We start from the raw sequence: 16,416 nt of genomic DNA on the forward strand, positions 1-16,416 counted from the left end.
CTTTTAGTCTATGTCGATACTGGCCTGACCAGATTTAAACCTTGGCCCAGTCACGTACATCGATGCCTCTTTCATCAAAATGCGAAATTGTCTCGACCAGCGACGCCTGCCGACTGGCGATCTCCGGCCTAGAGATTGGGAAGTACATTGCGTTCCAACCAGCCTCTCTGGCGCGTTCGACGTCGGATCGGTGTGAATCGCCTGCATGTATCGTTGTTTCAGGCCGCAAACCAAAGTCCTTTTCCACAAAGCCAAACAGCTTTCCGCTGCGCTTGTTCAGAATGGTATCGGCGCTGCTGTAGAGTTTATCGACAGTTTCAAAACCGGATGGGTCGACCAGTTTGCTAATACGTTCAATGTGATCTGCGTGCAGATACATGTCACTTATCAGAATGACCTTTTTACCTGCCTCTTTGAAACGTTGCATGAGCGGACTGAGTACCGGGTTGCGGTAGAGCTTCCCGGCTTCAAATTGCACTTCGAGGTCGAGCAAACGGTCGGTCAATAGTTCGTTTCCGCCAAGGCTGCCCGAAACAAATTGTGCAACTTCGATAATCGACCCCTCGTTGCACCCCTTCTTTTGCGGTCTGAAGCGGTACGTGTGCTGCATTCCTCGCGCACGAGCAAGCGTCAGGCTTTCTGCCGAACTGTTTTTGAGCAGAGTTGCAAACTCCGAGTCCTTTAGCTCATTCAGCACCATGTCGGAGAATTCCAGAAAGCGCGCTGCCTCAGATTCGCCGCCTCGCAAAAGAAACGTGTCAAATACGTCCAGTGATAGTACTTCATACTCCGAAAGGCGTGCCCACAGCGTGTCGAGTATAGTTGTTTGATGTTTCGCGAGCCATGCGCGACGGGACTCGGCACTCATGATGCCTAAGTCCAAACTCTGGCACAGCATGCGTTTCGGAACCGGTGTGATTTTGATGTCGAAATCGGTTTCGTGGAATTCAATTTCCGTTGACGTCCCGGCTACATCCTGAAATGTGTCAATGCCGCCGGCTTTAGCCAGTCTGCTCGACATATTTTCCCTTGGAAGATCGTTTAAATTTCGAAGGGATGAGACCAGCAAATTTTCCCTTGGAAGATCGTTTAAATTTCGAAGGGATGAGACCAGCAAACCGACTCGGTGCTTCGCCAACGAACGCGCAAATCTGTACTTTGCCCTTGACGACAGAACAGGCACCTTTAACGCAAGTCTCAACAGTGCTGCTTCGATCACGGTTTTTCGTTTGCGATCATGCTCCGGCACCAGCCGGTACACCTGATCGAGTAATTCACGGGATTTCATGGCAGTATCCGGCTTGCTAGTCACGTAGTAGCATCACATCTTGGCGCTGAGAGCAACCGATAAAAGTTCGTGTCGATAGAATGAATGATACTTTTTTGAAGTGCGGATATTTGTCGAAGGTAGTCGTTACGGGCAATTCAAGGCCAAGCCGAAATCCCAAATCTAGATCACCTAATTTGGCACAAGCCGCTTCCACGAACTATTATTCATCAATATTGCTGATACGGCTATCTGGCGGATCCAAGTGGGTTATCGACAGCTGAGTGATAGAGGACTTCTCTAAGCGCATTTTTAACATGTTCCTGTTGGACAATTGCCACCGATTGTTGGACTATGCTGATCGGTGTAACGCCAGTCATGTTTTTTGAGTGCCGTTTCGTTGAGGATACGAGCCGTCAAGAATCGCATTAGTCGAACCCAATATTCAACTATTTTGATCAGTGGTTAGCCATTTGAGACAATTGCATTGACAGCCTTCCAGCCAAGAAACTCCCCTACCCGTCACCAAGCGTCACTAAGCCATCAAGAATATGCTCCTTTCTCTCGAGGTATAACTAACACAACACAGACACTTCGTTGGATCAATCAAGAGGTTGCGTAGCCCAGTGAACCGGAGGCAAATGGACTTGTCGATGATCACGTTCGGCTTCTCTCCACTGTTGATCCAGCCACTCCGCTAGATGCAGGGCAGCCCCATAACGGCCCGTTGATTGCAACCAAGCTGCAGCGTCCCTTAGCGAGAGAACAACTCTATTGTTGGATATACGCTTCGAAGGCGGTCCCTTACCTCTGGCTCGAGACATTCGAAGTGTATTTGGCTTAATACCCGTAATTTGGCAGAATTCGTGGGCAAAGATTGTGCCGTCGTACCGGATCATCTGGGTCAGGGTTGGGACAGGAGCGATCGAAGCACCGGATTGCCTCAGTGAATCCGCCGCGTTACTGGTCGTTTCATCGATGACATTATCTGATCTCGGCATCTCGCCCTCCCGTCTTCGTAGGCTCTGGCTGGATCCTTATTAGTGGATTTTATGATACCATCTGAGGGTTGGATTGCCATGCTTGACTACCAGTGATCCGACATATCCAACCTGTCCAACTTCAATTCAAAGTTAGTTAATTTGGTGCGGTTGTTTCTGTGGTCATACGGCACACGCAGCCTGGTGGATATGTCGGCGATGTCGGATATGTTGGATTTAAGAAGGGGCCATTTGCATGTAACTGTACAGCACAGCAAGAAATGTAAGCCATTGTCCCACAATACTTTTTCACTTGACTTAAGATTGATCATCATGGATCGTCATGACATCTCTATCTATCGAGTTGCCCTGACCGCGCGGGCTGAGCGCGAGACGCCTCCCGGGCTTTGCTCGGAGGCCATGACCGCAGGAAACTGCGAGACCAGCATGTGACGATTTCGATCACAGCGGTTCCACCAAAAACTGAAATCAAGGCGATGTGCTAGTGCGCACTCGCTGATGGATGGCCTGATTTGACTGGTCCGACTTGATTGTTAGTGCATGACTGGCCTCGGGTCCATCTGGACGATGGTTTCAGGAGCTGGTGGCCGATAGCCGAGAGCGCTGTGGGGCCGCTTAGTGTTGTAGTGTTTCCGCCAGCCTTCGATGATAATCTGAGCCTCCCTCAGCGAGTAGAAGATCTCTCGGTTCAGAAGTTCATCGCGGAACCTGGCATTGAAGCTCTCCACATAGCCGTTCTCCCAAGGGCTGCCCGGTTCGATGAAGGCCGTCCTGGCTCCCACGGCTTCGATCCATGCTCGGACGTCTTTGGCAACGAACTCGGGGCCATTGTCGCTGCGCACAAATGCCGGCGGCCCTCTCAGGATGAAGAGATCGGTGAGAGCGTCGATCACGTCGGTCGAGTTTAGCTTCCGCTTCACTGTGATTGACAGGCATTCCCGGCTGAACTCATCGAGGATGTTCAAGGTACGGAACGCCTTGCCGTCGTCAGTGCGGCAATGCACGAAGTCGTAGCTCCAGACATGGTTGCGGTGCTCAGGCTTCAGGCGGATGCATGATCCGTCGTTCAGCCAGAGACGGCTCTTCTTTGGTTGCTTGCGTGGCACCTTCAGCCCCTCCCGCTTCCATAGCCGCTCAACACGGCCGACGCTGACCTGCCAGCCCGCATCTCTCAGCAGAACGGCGACGCGGCGGTAACCGTAGCTGCCGTATTGCCGGGCCAGTTCAATCATGTCCGCGACAAGCCGGTCTTCGTTTTCCCGGCCTCGGGGAGAGTACCTTTGCGTCGATCGATGCTGCCCCAGCACCCGGCAGATCCTGCGTTCTGAAACCTTCATCCTACTTCGGATCAGGTCGATGCAGGCACGCCGGCGGGCGGGGCTCAGAAGTTTCCCGGGCTGCTTCCTTAAGGATTAGCTTGTCCAGGGTCAGATCCGACACGGCTTTCCGAAGCCGTTCATTCTCTTTCTGGAGCCGTTTGAGTTCCTTAAGTTGGTCGGTTCCCATACCGCCATACTGCTTGCGCCATCGGTAATAGGTCTGCTCGGTAATGCGCACTTCGCGGATCGCATCCACGCGCTGCATACCCTGGCCGACAAGCACATCAACCTGCCGTAACTTCTGAACTATCTCCTCGGGCTTGTGCCGCTTGTTTGCCATTCTCTGTCCTCCGTTCACTATACATAACGGTGGACCTAGTCAGATGAGGCATTCCACGGCCACTCGCGGTCCGTCAGTCTTCGCTCGCGCCTGGCGTCTATGCGCGGTCGCTTTACGTGCCGTACCGGGTTTGCGCTGGCGTTGGCGTCGTCGCCTAACTGTCTGTCGATGGCCGTCTGCATCAGTGACAACTCGCGCACCACCGTCGATGGTCTAGCATCTCGCATACGCAGGTCACGCCACTGCACGATGTCATCAGCCGTCAGCACGTCGATGCGTAACTTTGCCATCCTCGTCCGCGCCAGTGCGTGCAACCGCCACCGTTCGCCAGCCTGCTCGCCTGCCAACTGATGCAGGGCATCGGCCAAAGTTAACCCTGGTACTGCACCGGCACCCGCCAACTTGCGCTGACCGAAGACGCCTGAGCGCTCGGCCTTAGTCTCGGCATCTCTGGCCCACTTCACAGCGTCGGCTCGTTTCGTGAAAGTCTTACTCGCGCTGCGGCCTGCACGTCGAACTGTCGCTTGCCACTTACCGCTTGGTCGCTTGTTGATCGTTGCCATCTCGCATCTCTCCTTGTGCGATGAGGGACGCGCTTGGTGCAGAAGATATTGTGCTGAGTGCAGCGGAAGTGCAGCGATCAGACTGGCGACTACGCGTCGCCACCTCGTCAACAGCAGAAGATGCGTTACACATCAAGCAGTTGATCTGGTCGGAGTGAGAGGATTCGAACCTCCGACCCCTGCCTCCCGAAGACAGTGCTCTACCAGGCTGAGCTACACTCCGACCGTGGCGGCGGGTCTATACCCGGCAATTTGGATGTGCAAGAGGGATTTTGCGGTTTCAAACCCCGCGCTCATTGTCGCGATTGGTGTCAGGGCAAGGCATCCGTGCGGTAGAGGCGGATTTTGGTGCCGCCGTGGTCAACCACCGGTCCGGGCGGCAGCAAAGGCAGGCGAGTTGCGCGGGCAAGCCCCGCATTGCTGGTCACGATCCCCGCGCGCCAGCCGCTGAATCGAGAGGCAAGCACCTTGCCCAACGCCCCGTAGAGAGAGCGCAGGCGTTTTTCATCACCGATTCGTGCACCATAGGGCGGGTTGACGATGACAAGACCGGCGTCGCCGGGTGGGGGCTTGATGTCGCTGACGGCGCGGGTTTGGAACTTTGTGACCTCACTCACTCCGGCCTGCGTCGCATTGGCTTGGGCGGCTTCAACCGCGCCCGAATTGCGGTCGGAGCCCGAGAAAACAAGATCGGTTTCGGACATATCCCCGTTGGCGCGTAGATCGCCCCAAGCGGCAGGGTCGAACCCGGCAAGGTCTTCGAAGGCAAAGCTGCGGCCGCGACCGGGGTTCAGCCCCAAGGCGATCTCGGCGGCTTCGATGACGAAGGTGCCGGAGCCACACATCGGGTCCAGGACCGGTTCGGATCCGGTGTATCCGCACTCGCGCAGGAACATGGCGGCCATGGTCTCGCGCATGGGGGCTTTGGCAACTGCCGGTTTATGGCCGCGTTTGTGCAGCGGCTCGCCGGATGTATCGACTGAAAAAGTGCAGATATCCTTTTCAATGCGTAGCAGGACCCGCAGGGTGGCACCGCCCGAGATTGGCGCGCCGAGAGTTTCGGTAATTGCGTGCTCGACCCGCTGCTTTGCGGCGCCTGCATGGTAGATACGGGATTTGCGGCTGGTCGCCTCGACTTTGACCGGCACATCGGGGCGCAGAAAATCTGACCATGGAAACTTGCGGGCACGTTTGTCGAGCTGGGCCAGGTGAACGGCAGGAAAGCTACCGATGCGCAGCAAGACCTTGTTGGCACCCCGCAGACACAGATTGGCGCGCCAGACATCGGTCCATCCGCCGCGCAGGCTGACACCACCGGGTACGATTCTGGCGTTTTCGAATCCGTTTTCGACAGTCTCGGCCAGCAAGGGGGCCTCGAGGCCGGGCGTAGCCACCAGAAATATCTCGAATTTGTCGCTGTGTTCCATTTTGGGTGCTTACACCGGATGCGATCCGGGTGCGACATGCATTTTCCACGCATCGAAACTGCGCAACGTGATAGGAATGTGACAATTACTTGCGGCTTTGAGCGGTAACAGGTTTGCGTTTATGACCATCCCCGCGTAAAGGGTCCATGATCGAAAATATGCCTGCGGATTTTGGACCGTTTTCGGCGCTTTTGCGACGGAGATCCCGAAAAACCGTGCTATTGCAGGATTCCGAAAGGACGTCGGCAGAGTTGGCGCAGACAAAGAGGCTTGGAAGACCGTAGCGACATGCAAACTTTCAAACTGAAAAAAGGGTTCGAGCTGCCGGTGCTGGGTGCGCCGGATCAGACGATTCATCCTGGACCCGAGTTTTCGACCGTCGGGGTTCTGGGCGGCGACTATATTGGCCTGAAACCCAAGATGCTGGTACAAGAGGGTGACGACGTCCAGCGCGGCACGCCGCTGTTTAGTCACAAAGACGCGTCCGATGCGATGATGGTAGCGCCAATGACCGGCAAGGTCGTCGCAGTCAATCGCGGTGCTCGGCGCGTGCTGCAAAGCGTCGTGATCGAGGTGTCAGACCCCAATGACACCGGGGTTGATTTCTCGGGCACCGGGAATGCCGACAGCGCCGAGGGCGTGACGGCCAAGCTGTGTGCTGCGGGTATTTGGACGGCCTTCCGAACGCGGCCCTATTCCAAAATGCCGACACCCGGCACCACACCTGCAGCGATTTTCGTGACGGCGATGGACAGTGAGCCTCTGGCGGGTGATGCAGCCGTGATCATCGCTGACGCAGGGGATGCTTTCGCTGCGGGTCTGGCGGCGGTCGCGAACCTGACCGAAGGCAAGACCTATCTGTGCCACAAAGAGGGTGACTCGGTACCGGGCGCCGATGTGCCAGGAATTGAAGCCGCCGCATTCGCAGGGCCGCACCCGTCGGGGCTGGCGGGGACGCATATCCATTTCCTCGAGCCGCTGGCAGGGGACAAGCAGGTCTGGACCATCGGGTATCAGGACGTCATCGCCATTGGTCGCCTGATGCAGACCGGCCATCTGGACCCCAATATCGTGATCGCTCTGACCGGTCCGGGCGCGCGTCAGCCGCGCTTGATCCGCACGGTCATGGGCGCATCGACCGACGATCTGACCCGTGACGAGGTCGATGTGGACGGGACGCCCCGGATTATCTCGGGTTCGATCCTGTCAGGTGCACAGGCTGAAGGCCCGACCGCTTATCTGGGCCGCTTTGCGCGGCAGGTTTCGATCATCCGTGAAGATCACGATCAACACACGATGGGTTGGATTCTTCCGATGCCGTCGAAATTCGCCGTACAGCCCGTGTTGGGCTCGGCCTTTGCGAAAAAGCTGTATGCGTTCACTTCAAACCTGAACGGCGGCCGTCGTGCGATGGTGCCGACGGGCGTGTTCGAAGAGCTGATGCCGCAGGACTATTTGCCAACGCAACTGCTGCGCGCATTGCTTGTCATGGACACGGACACGGCGCAGGCGTTGGGTGCGTTGGAGCTGGATGAAGAGGATTTGGGCCTTGTGGGCTTTGCCTGTCCGGCAAAATATGAATACGGGCTGGCGCTGCGCGACTGCCTGACCAAGATTGAAAAGGAGGGCTGATCCACATGGGTTTGCGCAGCTTCTTCGATCGGATTGAGCCGAACTTTACCAAGGGCGGCAAGTACGAGAAGTATTTCCCCATCTACGAGATGGTCGAAAGCTTTATCTACACTCCGAAAACCGTAACCACCGTGGCCCCGCATGCGCGGTCCTACGTGGATATGAAGCGGATCATGACCTATGTCGTGATCGCCACGATCCCCTGTATCCTGTGGGGGATGTGGAATACGGGCTATCAGGCGAACTCGGCCATTGCGACGCTTGGTCCGGATGCCGCGACCGGTTGGCGTATTGCTTTGCTGCAGATGTTCGGTATCTCGCTGGATCCGTCCAGCCTGTTAGCCAATGTGTTGCACGGGTTGCTTTATTTCCTGCCGATCTACATCACGACGCTGGTTGCGGGTGGTATTTTCGAGGTCATCTTTGCCACCGTGCGTGGGCATGAGGTGAACGAGGGCTTCCTTGTCACATCGATGCTCTACACGCTGATCCTGCCCGCATCGACACCGCTGTGGCAGGTCGCTTTGGGCATCATCTTTGGCGTTGTCATCGGCAAAGAAGTATTTGGCGGCACCGGCAAGAACTTCCTCAACCCGGCATTGGTGGGGCGGGCGTTCTTGTATTTCGCTTATCCCGCGCAAATGTCGGGGGACTCGGTCTGGACTCCTGTGGATGGGTTCTCGGGCGCGACCGCGTTGGGGATCACCGCAGCCGAGGGCGTTCAGGCGCTGGCGGCCGACGGTATCACTTGGGCCAATGCGTTCTTCGGCACCATTCAGGGCAGTTTTGGCGAGACATCGACCCTGGCCTGTATGATCGGCCTGGCCTTCCTGCTGACAACGAAAATTGCCAACTACCGCCTGATCCTGGGCTGTTTGGCGGGGACCATCGGCTTTAGCCTGTTGCTGAACCTGATCGGGTCGGACACCAACCCGATGTTTGCGATGCCTTGGTACTGGCACATCGTTCTGGGCGGCTACGCCTTTGGTCTGGCTTTCATGGTCACCGAGCCGGTTTCCGCCAGCCACACTAACATGGGCCGCTATATCTACGGTGCGTTGATCGGTGTCATGGTTGTGATGATCCGCGTCATTAACCCTGCTTTCCCCGAAGGCATGATGCTGGCTATCCTCTTCGGAAACGTCTTTGCGCCGCTGATCGACTATTTCGTCGTGCAAGCCAACATCAAACGGAGGGCGCGTCGCCATGTCTGATACGCAGTCCCAAGAACCAAAGGGCGCGATTGCAAAATTTCTGGCCGCCTCGCCGGATTCTGTCGGTAAAACGATAGTCGTCGCGGTCGCTGTCTGCCTTGTGGCCTCGATGGTCGTATCCGCCGCAGCGGTCAGCCTGCGCCCGGTGCAAGAAGCCAACGCGCTGAAGGACAAGCAGGTCAACGTTCTGCAAGTCGCCGGTGTCTATGAGCCGGGCGTCGATGTCTCCGAAGCGTTCGCTGCGTTCGAACCGCATGTACTTGAACTGTCGACGGGCGCTTTCGTCGACGATCAGTTCGACGCTGCCACGTTTGATGACATCGCTGCGGCCAGCGATCCCGACCTGAGCGTTGCGCTGGACAATGACCCGGCAGGTATTGGGCGTCAGTCTAAGTATCGCGTGATCTACCTGTTGCGCGACGATGCGGGCGAGTTGGACAAGGTGATCCTACCGCTGCATGGCTATGGCCTGTGGTCCACGCTCTATGGCTTTATCGCACTGGAGAACAACGGCAACGATATCTTCGGCCTGCAATTCTATCAGCATGGTGAGACGCCGGGCCTTGGGGCCGAGGTGGACAACCCACGCTGGAAGGCACTGTGGAATGGAAAACGTCTGCGTGATGACGCGGGTGAGCTTCAGATCACCGTCGCCAAATCGCAGCCCGCCGCTGGCCCGGACTTTTACGTCGATGCGCTGGCCGGGGCGACGCTGACCTCGGTAGGTGTCGATAACCTTGTACGGTTCTGGATGGGAGATGCGGGTTACGCTCCGTTTCTGGCCAAACTGCAAGCAGGAGAATTCTGATGTCTCAGACTAAGAAAGAGATGCTGGTCGACCCGCTTGTCGACAATAACCCGATCACTCTGCAGGTGCTGGGCATCTGTTCGGCGCTGGCGGTGACCTCGTCACTGCAGGTCTCGATGGTGATGGCGCTGGCGGTGATCTTCGTGACCTCGTTCTCGTCCTTCTTTATCTCGTGCCTGCGCAACCAGATACCCGGCTCGATCCGGATCATCGTGCAGATGGTGATCATCGCCTCGCTGGTGATCCTGGTGGACCAGATCCTTAAGGCCTATGCGTTTGAGATCTCGAAAACCCTGTCGGTTTTTGTCGGCCTGATCATCACCAACTGTATCGTGATGGGCCGGGCTGAGGCGTTTGCGATGAAGAACCCGCCCGTCGCGTCGTTCATCGACGGCATGGGCAACGGTATGGGCTATGGCCTGATCCTGCTGTTGGTGGGTTTCATCCGCGAACTGTTCGGTGCCGGGTCGCTGTTCGGTATCACCATTCTGGAGACCGTCAACAACGGTGGCTGGTACGTGCCCAACGGCATGCTGCTGCTGCCGCCGTCGGCATTCTTCATCATCGGTCTGATCATCTGGGCCTTCCGCACATGGAAGCCGAACCAGGTGGAAGAGCGTGAATACAAAATTCAGCAGGTAGAGGCCCACTGATGGAAGGTCTAATTTCACTGGCCGTAAAGGCCATCTTTGTCGAAAACCTTGCGCTCAGCTTCTTTCTTGGCATGTGTACCTTCATCGCCGTGTCCAAGAAGATTTCGACCGCGCTGGGTCTGGGTATCTCGGTCATGGTGGTGCAGGCCATCACCGTGCCGGCCAACAACCTGTTGCTGAACTACCTGCTGAAGCCCGGCGCATTGGCCTGGGCCGGGTTCCCGGATGTGGACCTGACTTTCCTTGGCCTGATCTCGTATATCGGTGTGATCGCGGCGATGGTTCAGATCCTTGAGATGGTTTTGGATAAGTATTTCCCGCCGCTCTACAACGCGCTGGGGATCTTCCTGCCGCTGATCACGGTGAACTGCGCCATTCTGGGTGGTTCGCTGTTCATGGTGGAGCGCGACTATAACTTTGCCGAGGCCGCGACTTATGGTCTGTCTTCCGGTTTTGGCTGGGCTTTGGCGATCACTGCGATGGCGGGTGTGCGCGAAAAGCTGAAATATTCGGATATCCCCGACGGCCTGCAAGGGCTTGGGATCACCTTCATCACCGCGGGTCTGATGGCGATGGCCTTCATGTCCTTCTCAGGCGTGAAACTGTAAGGAAGGGCGCATGGAAACTTTTAGCTTAGGCGTCGTTCTTTTTACCCTGATCGTGTTGGGGCTGGTGGCCATCATCATGGCTGCGCGGTCCAAGCTGGTGTCGACCGGGAACGTGAACATCACCATCAACGGTGAGAAAACCATCTCGGTCCCAGCAGGTGGCAAACTGCTGCAAACGCTGGCGGCCGAGAAGCTGTTCGTCCCCTCCGCTTGTGGCGGCGGTGGCACCTGTGCGCAATGCCGGGTGCGGGTGCATTCGGGCGGTGGCTCGATCCTGCCAACCGAGGAAAGCCATATCACCAAGCGTGAGGCTTCGTGCGGTGACCGTCTGTCCTGTCAGGTCGCTGTCAAGCAGGACATGGACATCGAAGTCCCCGAAGAGGTCTTTGGCGTCAAGAAATGGGAATGCACCGTTCGCTCGAATGAAAACGTGGCGACCTTCATCAAGGCCCTGACCCTGGACCTGCCTGAAGGCGAGGACGTGAACTTCCGCGCCGGTGGCTATATCCAGATCGAGGCCCCCGCGCACGCGTTGAAATATACCGATTTCGACGTGGAAGAGGAATATCGCGAAGATTGGGACAAGTTCAATCTGTGGCAATACGAATCCGTCGTGGCCGAACCGATTGAGCGGGCTTATTCCATGGCCAACTATCCGGACGAAAAAGGCATGATCATGCTGAACGTCCGAGTGGCTTCGCCGCCTCCGGGTTCGGATGGTATCCCCCCGGGTCAGATGTCGTCGTATATCTTCAACCTGAAACCGGGTGACAAAGTCACGATTTCGGGTCCGTTTGGTGAGTTTTTTGCCCGCGACACGCAGAAAGAGATGGTCTTTATCGGTGGTGGTGCGGGCATGGCCCCTATGCGCAGCCACATCTTCGATCAGCTCAAGCGTCTGGAAAACCGCGATCGCAAGATCAGCTTCTGGTACGGCGCGCGGTCGAAGAAAGAGATGTTCTTTGTCGAGGATTTCGACCAACTGGCCGAAGAGTTCGACAATTTCGAATGGCATGTCGCCCTGTCGGATGCGCAGCCCGAGGACGATTGGAAAGGCTATACCGGCTTCATCCACAACGTTCTGTTCGAAGAATACCTCAAGAACCACCCCGCGCCCGAGGATTGCGAGTTCTACATGTGTGGACCGCCGATCATGAACCAGTCGGTCATCAACATGCTGCTGGACTTGGGCGTGGACCGCGAAGACATCATGCTGGACGATTTCGGCGGATAAGACAGGATAAACCGGCGCAGCACAGCGCCGGTTTTTTTTACAACCGGAGGTCGCTGGCCTCTGGCGGCAGACAGGATTTGACGTCGAACAACACGCTTTGATCCTTGCCAAAGGCGCGTATCTCGGCTGGGGCGAGCGCCAGAAATTCCTGATGCGCAACTGCCAGAACGATACCGTCATAGGCACCGGTTTCAGGCTGCGAAGTCAATGAAATCCCGTATTCCTTCTGCGCGGCAACTGCATCCGCATGGGGGTCGTGGACATCGACTGTGACGCCATAGTCTTGCAACTCGTCAATGATATCGACAACGCGCGTGTTGCGCAGGTCGGGGCAGTTTTCCTTGAAGGTCAGACCCATCACCAGCACGCGGGCGGCGGCTACATTGATCCCGTCGCGCATCATCCGCTTGACCAGTTGCGAAACCACATAGCCGCCCATACTGTCATTCAACCGACGCCCGGCCAGAATGATCTGCGGGTGATGGCCCACAGCTTCGGCCTTGTGGGTCAGGTAATAGGGGTCTACGCCGATGCAATGCCCGCCCACCAGACCGGGGCGGAAGGGTAGAAAGTTCCACTTGGTCCCCGCGGCGCGCAGAACTGCATCGGTGTCGATATCCATCCGTCCAAAGATCATCGCCAGCTCGTTCACCAATGCGATATTCAGGTCGCGTTGGGTGTTCTCGATCACCTTTGCGGCCTCGGCCACACGGATGCTTTCCGCCTTGTGGGTGCCTACCGTGATGATCCGCGCGTAAAGCGCATCCACCAGATCGGCCACCTCGGGCGTCGAGCCGGACGTAACCTTGCAGATATCCGCGATCCGATGCGTCTTGTCACCGGGGTTGATCCGCTCGGGGCTGTAGCCTGCAAAGAAATCGTGGTTGAACACTAGGCCCGAGGCGCGTTCCAACACTGGCACACAGTCTTCCTCGGTCGCGCCGGGGTAGACGGTGGATTCGTAGACCACAAGATCGCCGGGTTTCAGCACGCGTCCAACGGTTTCAGACGCGCTGAGCAAAGGTGTTAAGTCAGGCTGCTTGCCCGCTGTGATCGGGGTGGGGACGGTGACGATATAGGTGTCACATTCCGCGATTTCTGCCGCATCGGTGGTGAAGGACAGGCCGGTTGCGGCGCGCAGGTCCTCTGGCTCGACCTCATGGGTTGCGTCCTGACCGGCGCGCAGGGCGGTTATCCGGGCTGTGTTGATGTCAAAGCCGGTCACAGGGCCGATTTTGCCGAAGGCCACGGCCAGCGGCAGGCCGACATAGCCCAGTCCGATCACAGCGATCTTGCGGGCGTTGGGGTCTGTTTCAAACATCGCCGTCATTTACCATGATAGTCGCGGAACCACGCGACGAACCGGGCAATGCCCTCTTTGAAATCGGTTTGCGGGCGGTACCCTGTCAGGGATTGCAGCAGGTCATTATCGGCCCATGTCGCAGGCACATCGCCCATCTGCATAGGCATGTAGTTTCGGATAGCCTTTTTGCCCAAGGCATCCTCAATGGCCTCGATGAAGTCCATCAGCCGCACCTTGTCTCCATTGCCGATATTCACCACCCGCCACGGCGCTGCCGGAGATAGGCTGTCGCCCTCGGCAATCTGATCCGCGCTGTCCGGGCGCACGGGCGGCACGTCGATCAGCAGGCGGATACCCCGCACCAGATCCTCGACATAGGTGAAGTCGCGGTACATGTCGCCGTGGTTGTAGATGTCGATCGGTCGGTCATCCAGAATGGCGTCCACAAATTTGTAGAGCGCCAGATCGGGACGCCCCCAACTGCCGTAAACAGTGAAAAAGCGGAACATCGTCGTCGGCAGGTTCCACAGATGAGCGTAGGAATGGCCCATCGCCTCATTTGCTTTCTTCGTGGCTGCGTAGATCGTCAGAGGGGTGTCGGCCTTTTCGACCTCGGTAAACGGCATCTCTTCGTTCGCACCGTAAACGGATGAGGTCGATGCCATCAGCAGATGCGCAACTTCATGTTCTCGGGCAATCTCCATGACATTGAATGTGCCCACGACGTTTGAGTTGATATAGCTGCGCGGGTCTTCCAGGCTGTAACGCACCCCGGCTTGTGCGGCGAGGTGAACGATGACCTCGGGCTTGAAGTCATCGGCGATCTGTTTCAGGCGGTCGTGATTTTCCAGCAAGTCCTCGGTTGCGGAAAAGCCCGGGTTTTGCAGCAACATCTGGTGGCGGCGCTGCTTGAGGGTGACGTCGTAATAGTCGGTCATCCCGTCATAGCCGTGCAAACGAAAGCCTTCGGCCAGCAAAAGCTTGGCCAGATGGAACCCGATGAACCCGGCCGTTCCGGTGACAAGAACCCGTTTCATGCAACCCTCTGTTTCATCGCCGTTTGATGCTGCATCAGGGATACTGTCACCGGCCCGAGGTCAAGCGGTTTTCGCACTTTGTAGCGTCAACCGACGATCATCTGTTTCATGCGAAGGGCTTCGTATTCCAGCTCTTTCAGGCGGAAATGCACGACGTCGCCAATGGTGATCACGCCGCGCAGGGCGCCGTCGGCGAGAACCGGCATATGGCGGAACCGCCCCTCGGTCATGGTTTTCAGAACGTCGTTCAGCGGGTCATCAGGTGCGCAGGTTTTGACCTCACGCGTCATCAGGTCCTCGACCGATTGGGGAAGCGTCTGACCGGGGGTGTCGGCCATGCGGCGCACGATATCGCGTTCCGACAGAATGCCCTGCAGTGCGCCGTTTTGATCTGTCACCAGAACCGCCCCGATTTTCTTTTCCTTCAGCGTGTTCACCACCGAGTGAATCGTGTCGTTTGGACGCACCGAGAACACCGCATTTCCCTTGCCCTCAAGCAGTTTCGCCACGGTCGTCTGCGAGTGTGACAGGTTCGAGTCGACCGACTGGCTGCGCGTGCTGGTCTCGGCCTTGTCGCCGCGGGTCGGTGGCTGGTAAGAGCTTGGGGCCATGGGCAATCTCCTTCTGCTTTGTTATTTACCTTAGCGCAGCCAAACGACCTGTATAGGGTGCAATTGCCCGTTCCGGGGAAAACTGCCGAAAACCAAGGATATCCGAACTTTTGTCCGACCTTTCTCTGACCCCGCCTGTTGCAGCGCTGATCTTTTTCGCCGTGGTTGTATGCGGGCACAATTTTCGCATGGCATGGAAACAACAAGCGCCGGGGTGGCAGAAAAAGGCGTGGCTGTTTGGGGTGCCTGCCGGAATTGGTCTGCTGGTTTTGGGCTTCATGCCGCTGAAACTCTGACGCAGGTTTGACTCTGATCCGGGGCGCTGGCATATGCCGGGCACGTTTTCCTAAGAGGGTGCTGTGATGCGTCTTGTCCCCGTTTTGGCTGTTGCCGCGCTGGTGTCTGGCTGTTTGTTCGACAAAGAACCAGAGGTCGTGCGCCTGTCTGGCGAAACCATGGGGACGACCTTCAACATCACCGCCATCGGCGTGGACCTTGACGAAGAGGCGCTGGCAGGTGCAGTCGATCAGACTCTGGCCGAGGTCAACGCCAAGATGTCCAACTGGGATCCGAATTCCGAGGTGTCCACCTTTTCTGCGTCGGACAGCACCGATGCCGTGGCAGTATCTGACGAATTTGCGTTGGTGATTGATGCGGCAAATGACGTGCACGAGAAAACGGGCGGCACGTTTGACGTCACCCTTGGCCCGCTGATTGAGCTGTGGGGCTTTGGCCCGCGCAAACCCGAAGATCCTGTGCCATCGGATGCCGAAATTCAGGCCGCGCTGGACAGCGTCGGTCAGTCCCGCCTGTTGACGCTGGACCGCGAGGCCGGGACGTTGGCCAAATCGGATGCGGATGTAGGCATCAACTTGTCGGCCATCGCCAAAGGCTATGGCATTGATGCGGTGGCCGAAACGCTGCGCGAAGCTGGGATTGAGAACTACATGGTCGAGATCGGCGGCGATCTGGTCACTATGGGTCAGAATGACAAGGGTGAGGCATGGCGGATCGGGATCGAAAAACCTGAAACTGGCGTGCAGGCCATTCAGTTGATCGTTCAGCTTGACGATCTGGGGATGGCGACCTCGGGCGATTACAAGAACTTCTTCGAACAGGACGGCGTGCGCTATTCGCATATTATCGACCCGGTGACAGGCCGCCCGATCACGCATCGGACCACCTCGGTCACGGTGCTGGCGGAAAACGCGATGATGGCCGATGCCTGGGCCACGGCCATGTTGGCGCTGGGGCAGGAAAAAGGGCTGGAACTGGCCGAAAAGCATAAACTTGCCGTGTATTTCATCTCGCGGGATGTGACAGGGGGCGAAGATGCCTATATCACGGTTCATAGCAGCGCGTTCAAAGACGCCTTGGGCAGCAACTGACGGATACGGAT

At 57.1% G+C, this 16,416-nt stretch carries 15 protein-coding genes and 1 tRNA gene; 8 read left to right on the plus strand and 8 right to left on the minus strand.

What is annotated here, in order from left to right; all coding sequences use genetic code 11:
- Window positions 1-34 precede the first annotated feature (34 nt).
- The 5 genes from ACR3E7_RS21725 to ACR3E7_RS21745 form a co-directional block, all read right to left on the minus strand.
- Window positions 35-1,288 carry a hypothetical protein gene (locus tag ACR3E7_RS21725; protein WP_480503616.1) on the minus strand — a complete coding sequence of 418 codons (1,254 nt, stop codon included), beginning with the start codon at window positions 1,286-1,288 and terminating at the stop codon, window positions 35-37.
- Between the two features lie 1,513 nt (window positions 1,289-2,801).
- Window positions 2,802-3,927, minus strand: a protein-coding gene (locus ACR3E7_RS21730; protein ID WP_480719546.1) for an IS3 family transposase whose coding sequence is annotated in 2 segments (ribosomal slippage) — window positions 2,802-3,663 and window positions 3,662-3,927 — 1,128 coding nt in all. Because the reading frame shifts where the segments join, the coding sequence is not laid out codon by codon here.
- A gap of 35 nt (window positions 3,928-3,962) precedes the next feature.
- The gene (locus ACR3E7_RS21735) at window positions 3,963-4,391 is read right to left on the minus strand and encodes a hypothetical protein (RefSeq protein ID WP_480505850.1); all 429 of its coding nucleotides are present in this window, start codon (window positions 4,389-4,391) and stop codon (window positions 3,963-3,965) included.
- Window positions 4,392-4,636: 245 nt separating this feature from the next.
- Window positions 4,637-4,713: transfer RNA gene (locus ACR3E7_RS21740), tRNA-Pro, on the minus strand.
- Window positions 4,714-4,801: 88 nt separating this feature from the next.
- Window positions 4,802-5,917, minus strand: coding sequence for a THUMP domain-containing class I SAM-dependent RNA methyltransferase (locus ACR3E7_RS21745; protein ID WP_480505852.1), 1,116 nt, complete (start codon window positions 5,915-5,917; stop codon window positions 4,802-4,804).
- 288 nt (window positions 5,918-6,205) lie between these two features.
- Here ACR3E7_RS21745 and ACR3E7_RS21750 point away from each other — a divergent pair, with 288 nt between their 5' ends.
- From ACR3E7_RS21750 to nqrF, 6 genes are read left to right on the plus strand one after another with little or no spacing between them, the layout of a single operon-like run.
- Complete coding sequence (locus tag ACR3E7_RS21750; RefSeq protein WP_480505854.1) at window positions 6,206-7,549, plus strand: Na(+)-translocating NADH-quinone reductase subunit A; 1,344 nt, start codon at window positions 6,206-6,208, stop codon at window positions 7,547-7,549.
- 5 nt (window positions 7,550-7,554) lie between these two features.
- Complete coding sequence (locus ACR3E7_RS21755; protein WP_480505856.1) at window positions 7,555-8,763, plus strand: NADH:ubiquinone reductase (Na(+)-transporting) subunit B; 1,209 nt, start codon at window positions 7,555-7,557, stop codon at window positions 8,761-8,763.
- Window positions 8,756-9,571, plus strand: coding sequence for a Na(+)-translocating NADH-quinone reductase subunit C (locus ACR3E7_RS21760; RefSeq protein WP_170789853.1), 816 nt, complete (start codon window positions 8,756-8,758; stop codon window positions 9,569-9,571). Before ACR3E7_RS21755 ends, ACR3E7_RS21760 begins: the two co-directional genes overlap by 8 nt.
- Entirely contained in the window at window positions 9,571-10,224 is a 654-nt protein-coding gene (locus tag ACR3E7_RS21765; protein ID WP_117873115.1) for an NADH:ubiquinone reductase (Na(+)-transporting) subunit D, read from the plus strand. The genes ACR3E7_RS21760 and ACR3E7_RS21765 overlap by 1 nt, the downstream gene beginning before the upstream one ends.
- Entirely contained in the window at window positions 10,224-10,832 is a 609-nt protein-coding gene (gene nqrE / locus ACR3E7_RS21770) for an NADH:ubiquinone reductase (Na(+)-transporting) subunit E (RefSeq protein WP_050603817.1), read from the plus strand. Before ACR3E7_RS21765 ends, nqrE begins: the two co-directional genes overlap by 1 nt.
- A gap of 10 nt (window positions 10,833-10,842) precedes the next feature.
- Window positions 10,843-12,066, plus strand: coding sequence for an NADH:ubiquinone reductase (Na(+)-transporting) subunit F (nqrF, locus tag ACR3E7_RS21775; RefSeq protein ID WP_170789852.1), 1,224 nt, complete (start codon window positions 10,843-10,845; stop codon window positions 12,064-12,066).
- A gap of 37 nt (window positions 12,067-12,103) precedes the next feature.
- Here nqrF and tviB read toward each other — a convergent pair whose 3' ends face one another.
- The 3 genes from tviB to ACR3E7_RS21790 all read right to left on the minus strand — a co-directional run bounded on the left by tviB (window position 12,104) and on the right by ACR3E7_RS21790 (window position 15,017).
- A complete protein-coding gene (gene tviB, locus ACR3E7_RS21780) occupies window positions 12,104-13,387 on the minus strand; it encodes a Vi polysaccharide biosynthesis UDP-N-acetylglucosamine C-6 dehydrogenase TviB (RefSeq protein ID WP_480505859.1) in 1,284 nt (427 codons plus the stop codon).
- A gap of 5 nt (window positions 13,388-13,392) precedes the next feature.
- Complete coding sequence (locus ACR3E7_RS21785; RefSeq protein ID WP_480505861.1) at window positions 13,393-14,406, minus strand: GDP-mannose 4,6-dehydratase; 1,014 nt, start codon at window positions 14,404-14,406, stop codon at window positions 13,393-13,395.
- Between the two features lie 86 nt (window positions 14,407-14,492).
- Entirely contained in the window at window positions 14,493-15,017 is a 525-nt protein-coding gene (locus tag ACR3E7_RS21790) for a CBS domain-containing protein (RefSeq protein ID WP_170773146.1), read from the minus strand.
- Between the two features lie 110 nt (window positions 15,018-15,127).
- Here ACR3E7_RS21790 and ACR3E7_RS21795 point away from each other — a divergent pair, with 110 nt between their 5' ends.
- On the plus strand, window positions 15,128-15,313 hold the full coding sequence (locus ACR3E7_RS21795) for a hypothetical protein (protein ID WP_170773143.1): 186 nt from the start codon (window positions 15,128-15,130) through the stop codon (window positions 15,311-15,313).
- A gap of 66 nt (window positions 15,314-15,379) precedes the next feature.
- Window positions 15,380-16,405 (plus strand): FAD:protein FMN transferase, encoded by a 1,026-nt coding sequence (locus tag ACR3E7_RS21800; RefSeq protein ID WP_480505863.1) that lies wholly within the window; start codon window positions 15,380-15,382, stop codon window positions 16,403-16,405.
- Window positions 16,406-16,416: the final 11 nt, after the last annotated feature.

This window comes from Ruegeria sp. BK1 (assembly GCF_056535645.1).

Excerpts from the sequence above, each read along its gene's own strand:
- ACR3E7_RS21800 (WP_480505863.1), top strand. The coding sequence starts at position 15,380 with ATGCGTCTTGTCCCCGTTTTGGCTGTTGCCGCGCTGGTGTCTGGCTGT.
- ACR3E7_RS21750 (WP_480505854.1), top strand. The coding sequence starts at position 6,206 with ATGCAAACTTTCAAACTGAAAAAAGGGTTCGAGCTGCCGGTGCTGGGT.
- ACR3E7_RS21785 (WP_480505861.1), bottom strand. The coding sequence starts at position 14,406 with ATGAAACGGGTTCTTGTCACCGGAACGGCCGGGTTCATCGGGTTCCAT.
- ACR3E7_RS21725 (WP_480503616.1), bottom strand. The coding sequence starts at position 1,288 with ATGAAATCCCGTGAATTACTCGATCAGGTGTACCGGCTGGTGCCGGAG.
- tviB (WP_480505859.1), bottom strand. The coding sequence starts at position 13,387 with ATGTTTGAAACAGACCCCAACGCCCGCAAGATCGCTGTGATCGGACTG.
- ACR3E7_RS21790 (WP_170773146.1), bottom strand. The coding sequence starts at position 15,017 with ATGGCCCCAAGCTCTTACCAGCCACCGACCCGCGGCGACAAGGCCGAG.
- nqrF (WP_170789852.1), top strand. The coding sequence starts at position 10,843 with ATGGAAACTTTTAGCTTAGGCGTCGTTCTTTTTACCCTGATCGTGTTG.
- ACR3E7_RS21765 (WP_117873115.1), top strand. The coding sequence starts at position 9,571 with ATGTCTCAGACTAAGAAAGAGATGCTGGTCGACCCGCTTGTCGACAAT.
- nqrE (WP_050603817.1), top strand. The coding sequence starts at position 10,224 with ATGGAAGGTCTAATTTCACTGGCCGTAAAGGCCATCTTTGTCGAAAAC.
- ACR3E7_RS21760 (WP_170789853.1), top strand. The coding sequence starts at position 8,756 with ATGTCTGATACGCAGTCCCAAGAACCAAAGGGCGCGATTGCAAAATTT.
- ACR3E7_RS21755 (WP_480505856.1), top strand. The coding sequence starts at position 7,555 with ATGGGTTTGCGCAGCTTCTTCGATCGGATTGAGCCGAACTTTACCAAG.
- ACR3E7_RS21745 (WP_480505852.1), bottom strand. The coding sequence starts at position 5,917 with ATGGAACACAGCGACAAATTCGAGATATTTCTGGTGGCTACGCCCGGC.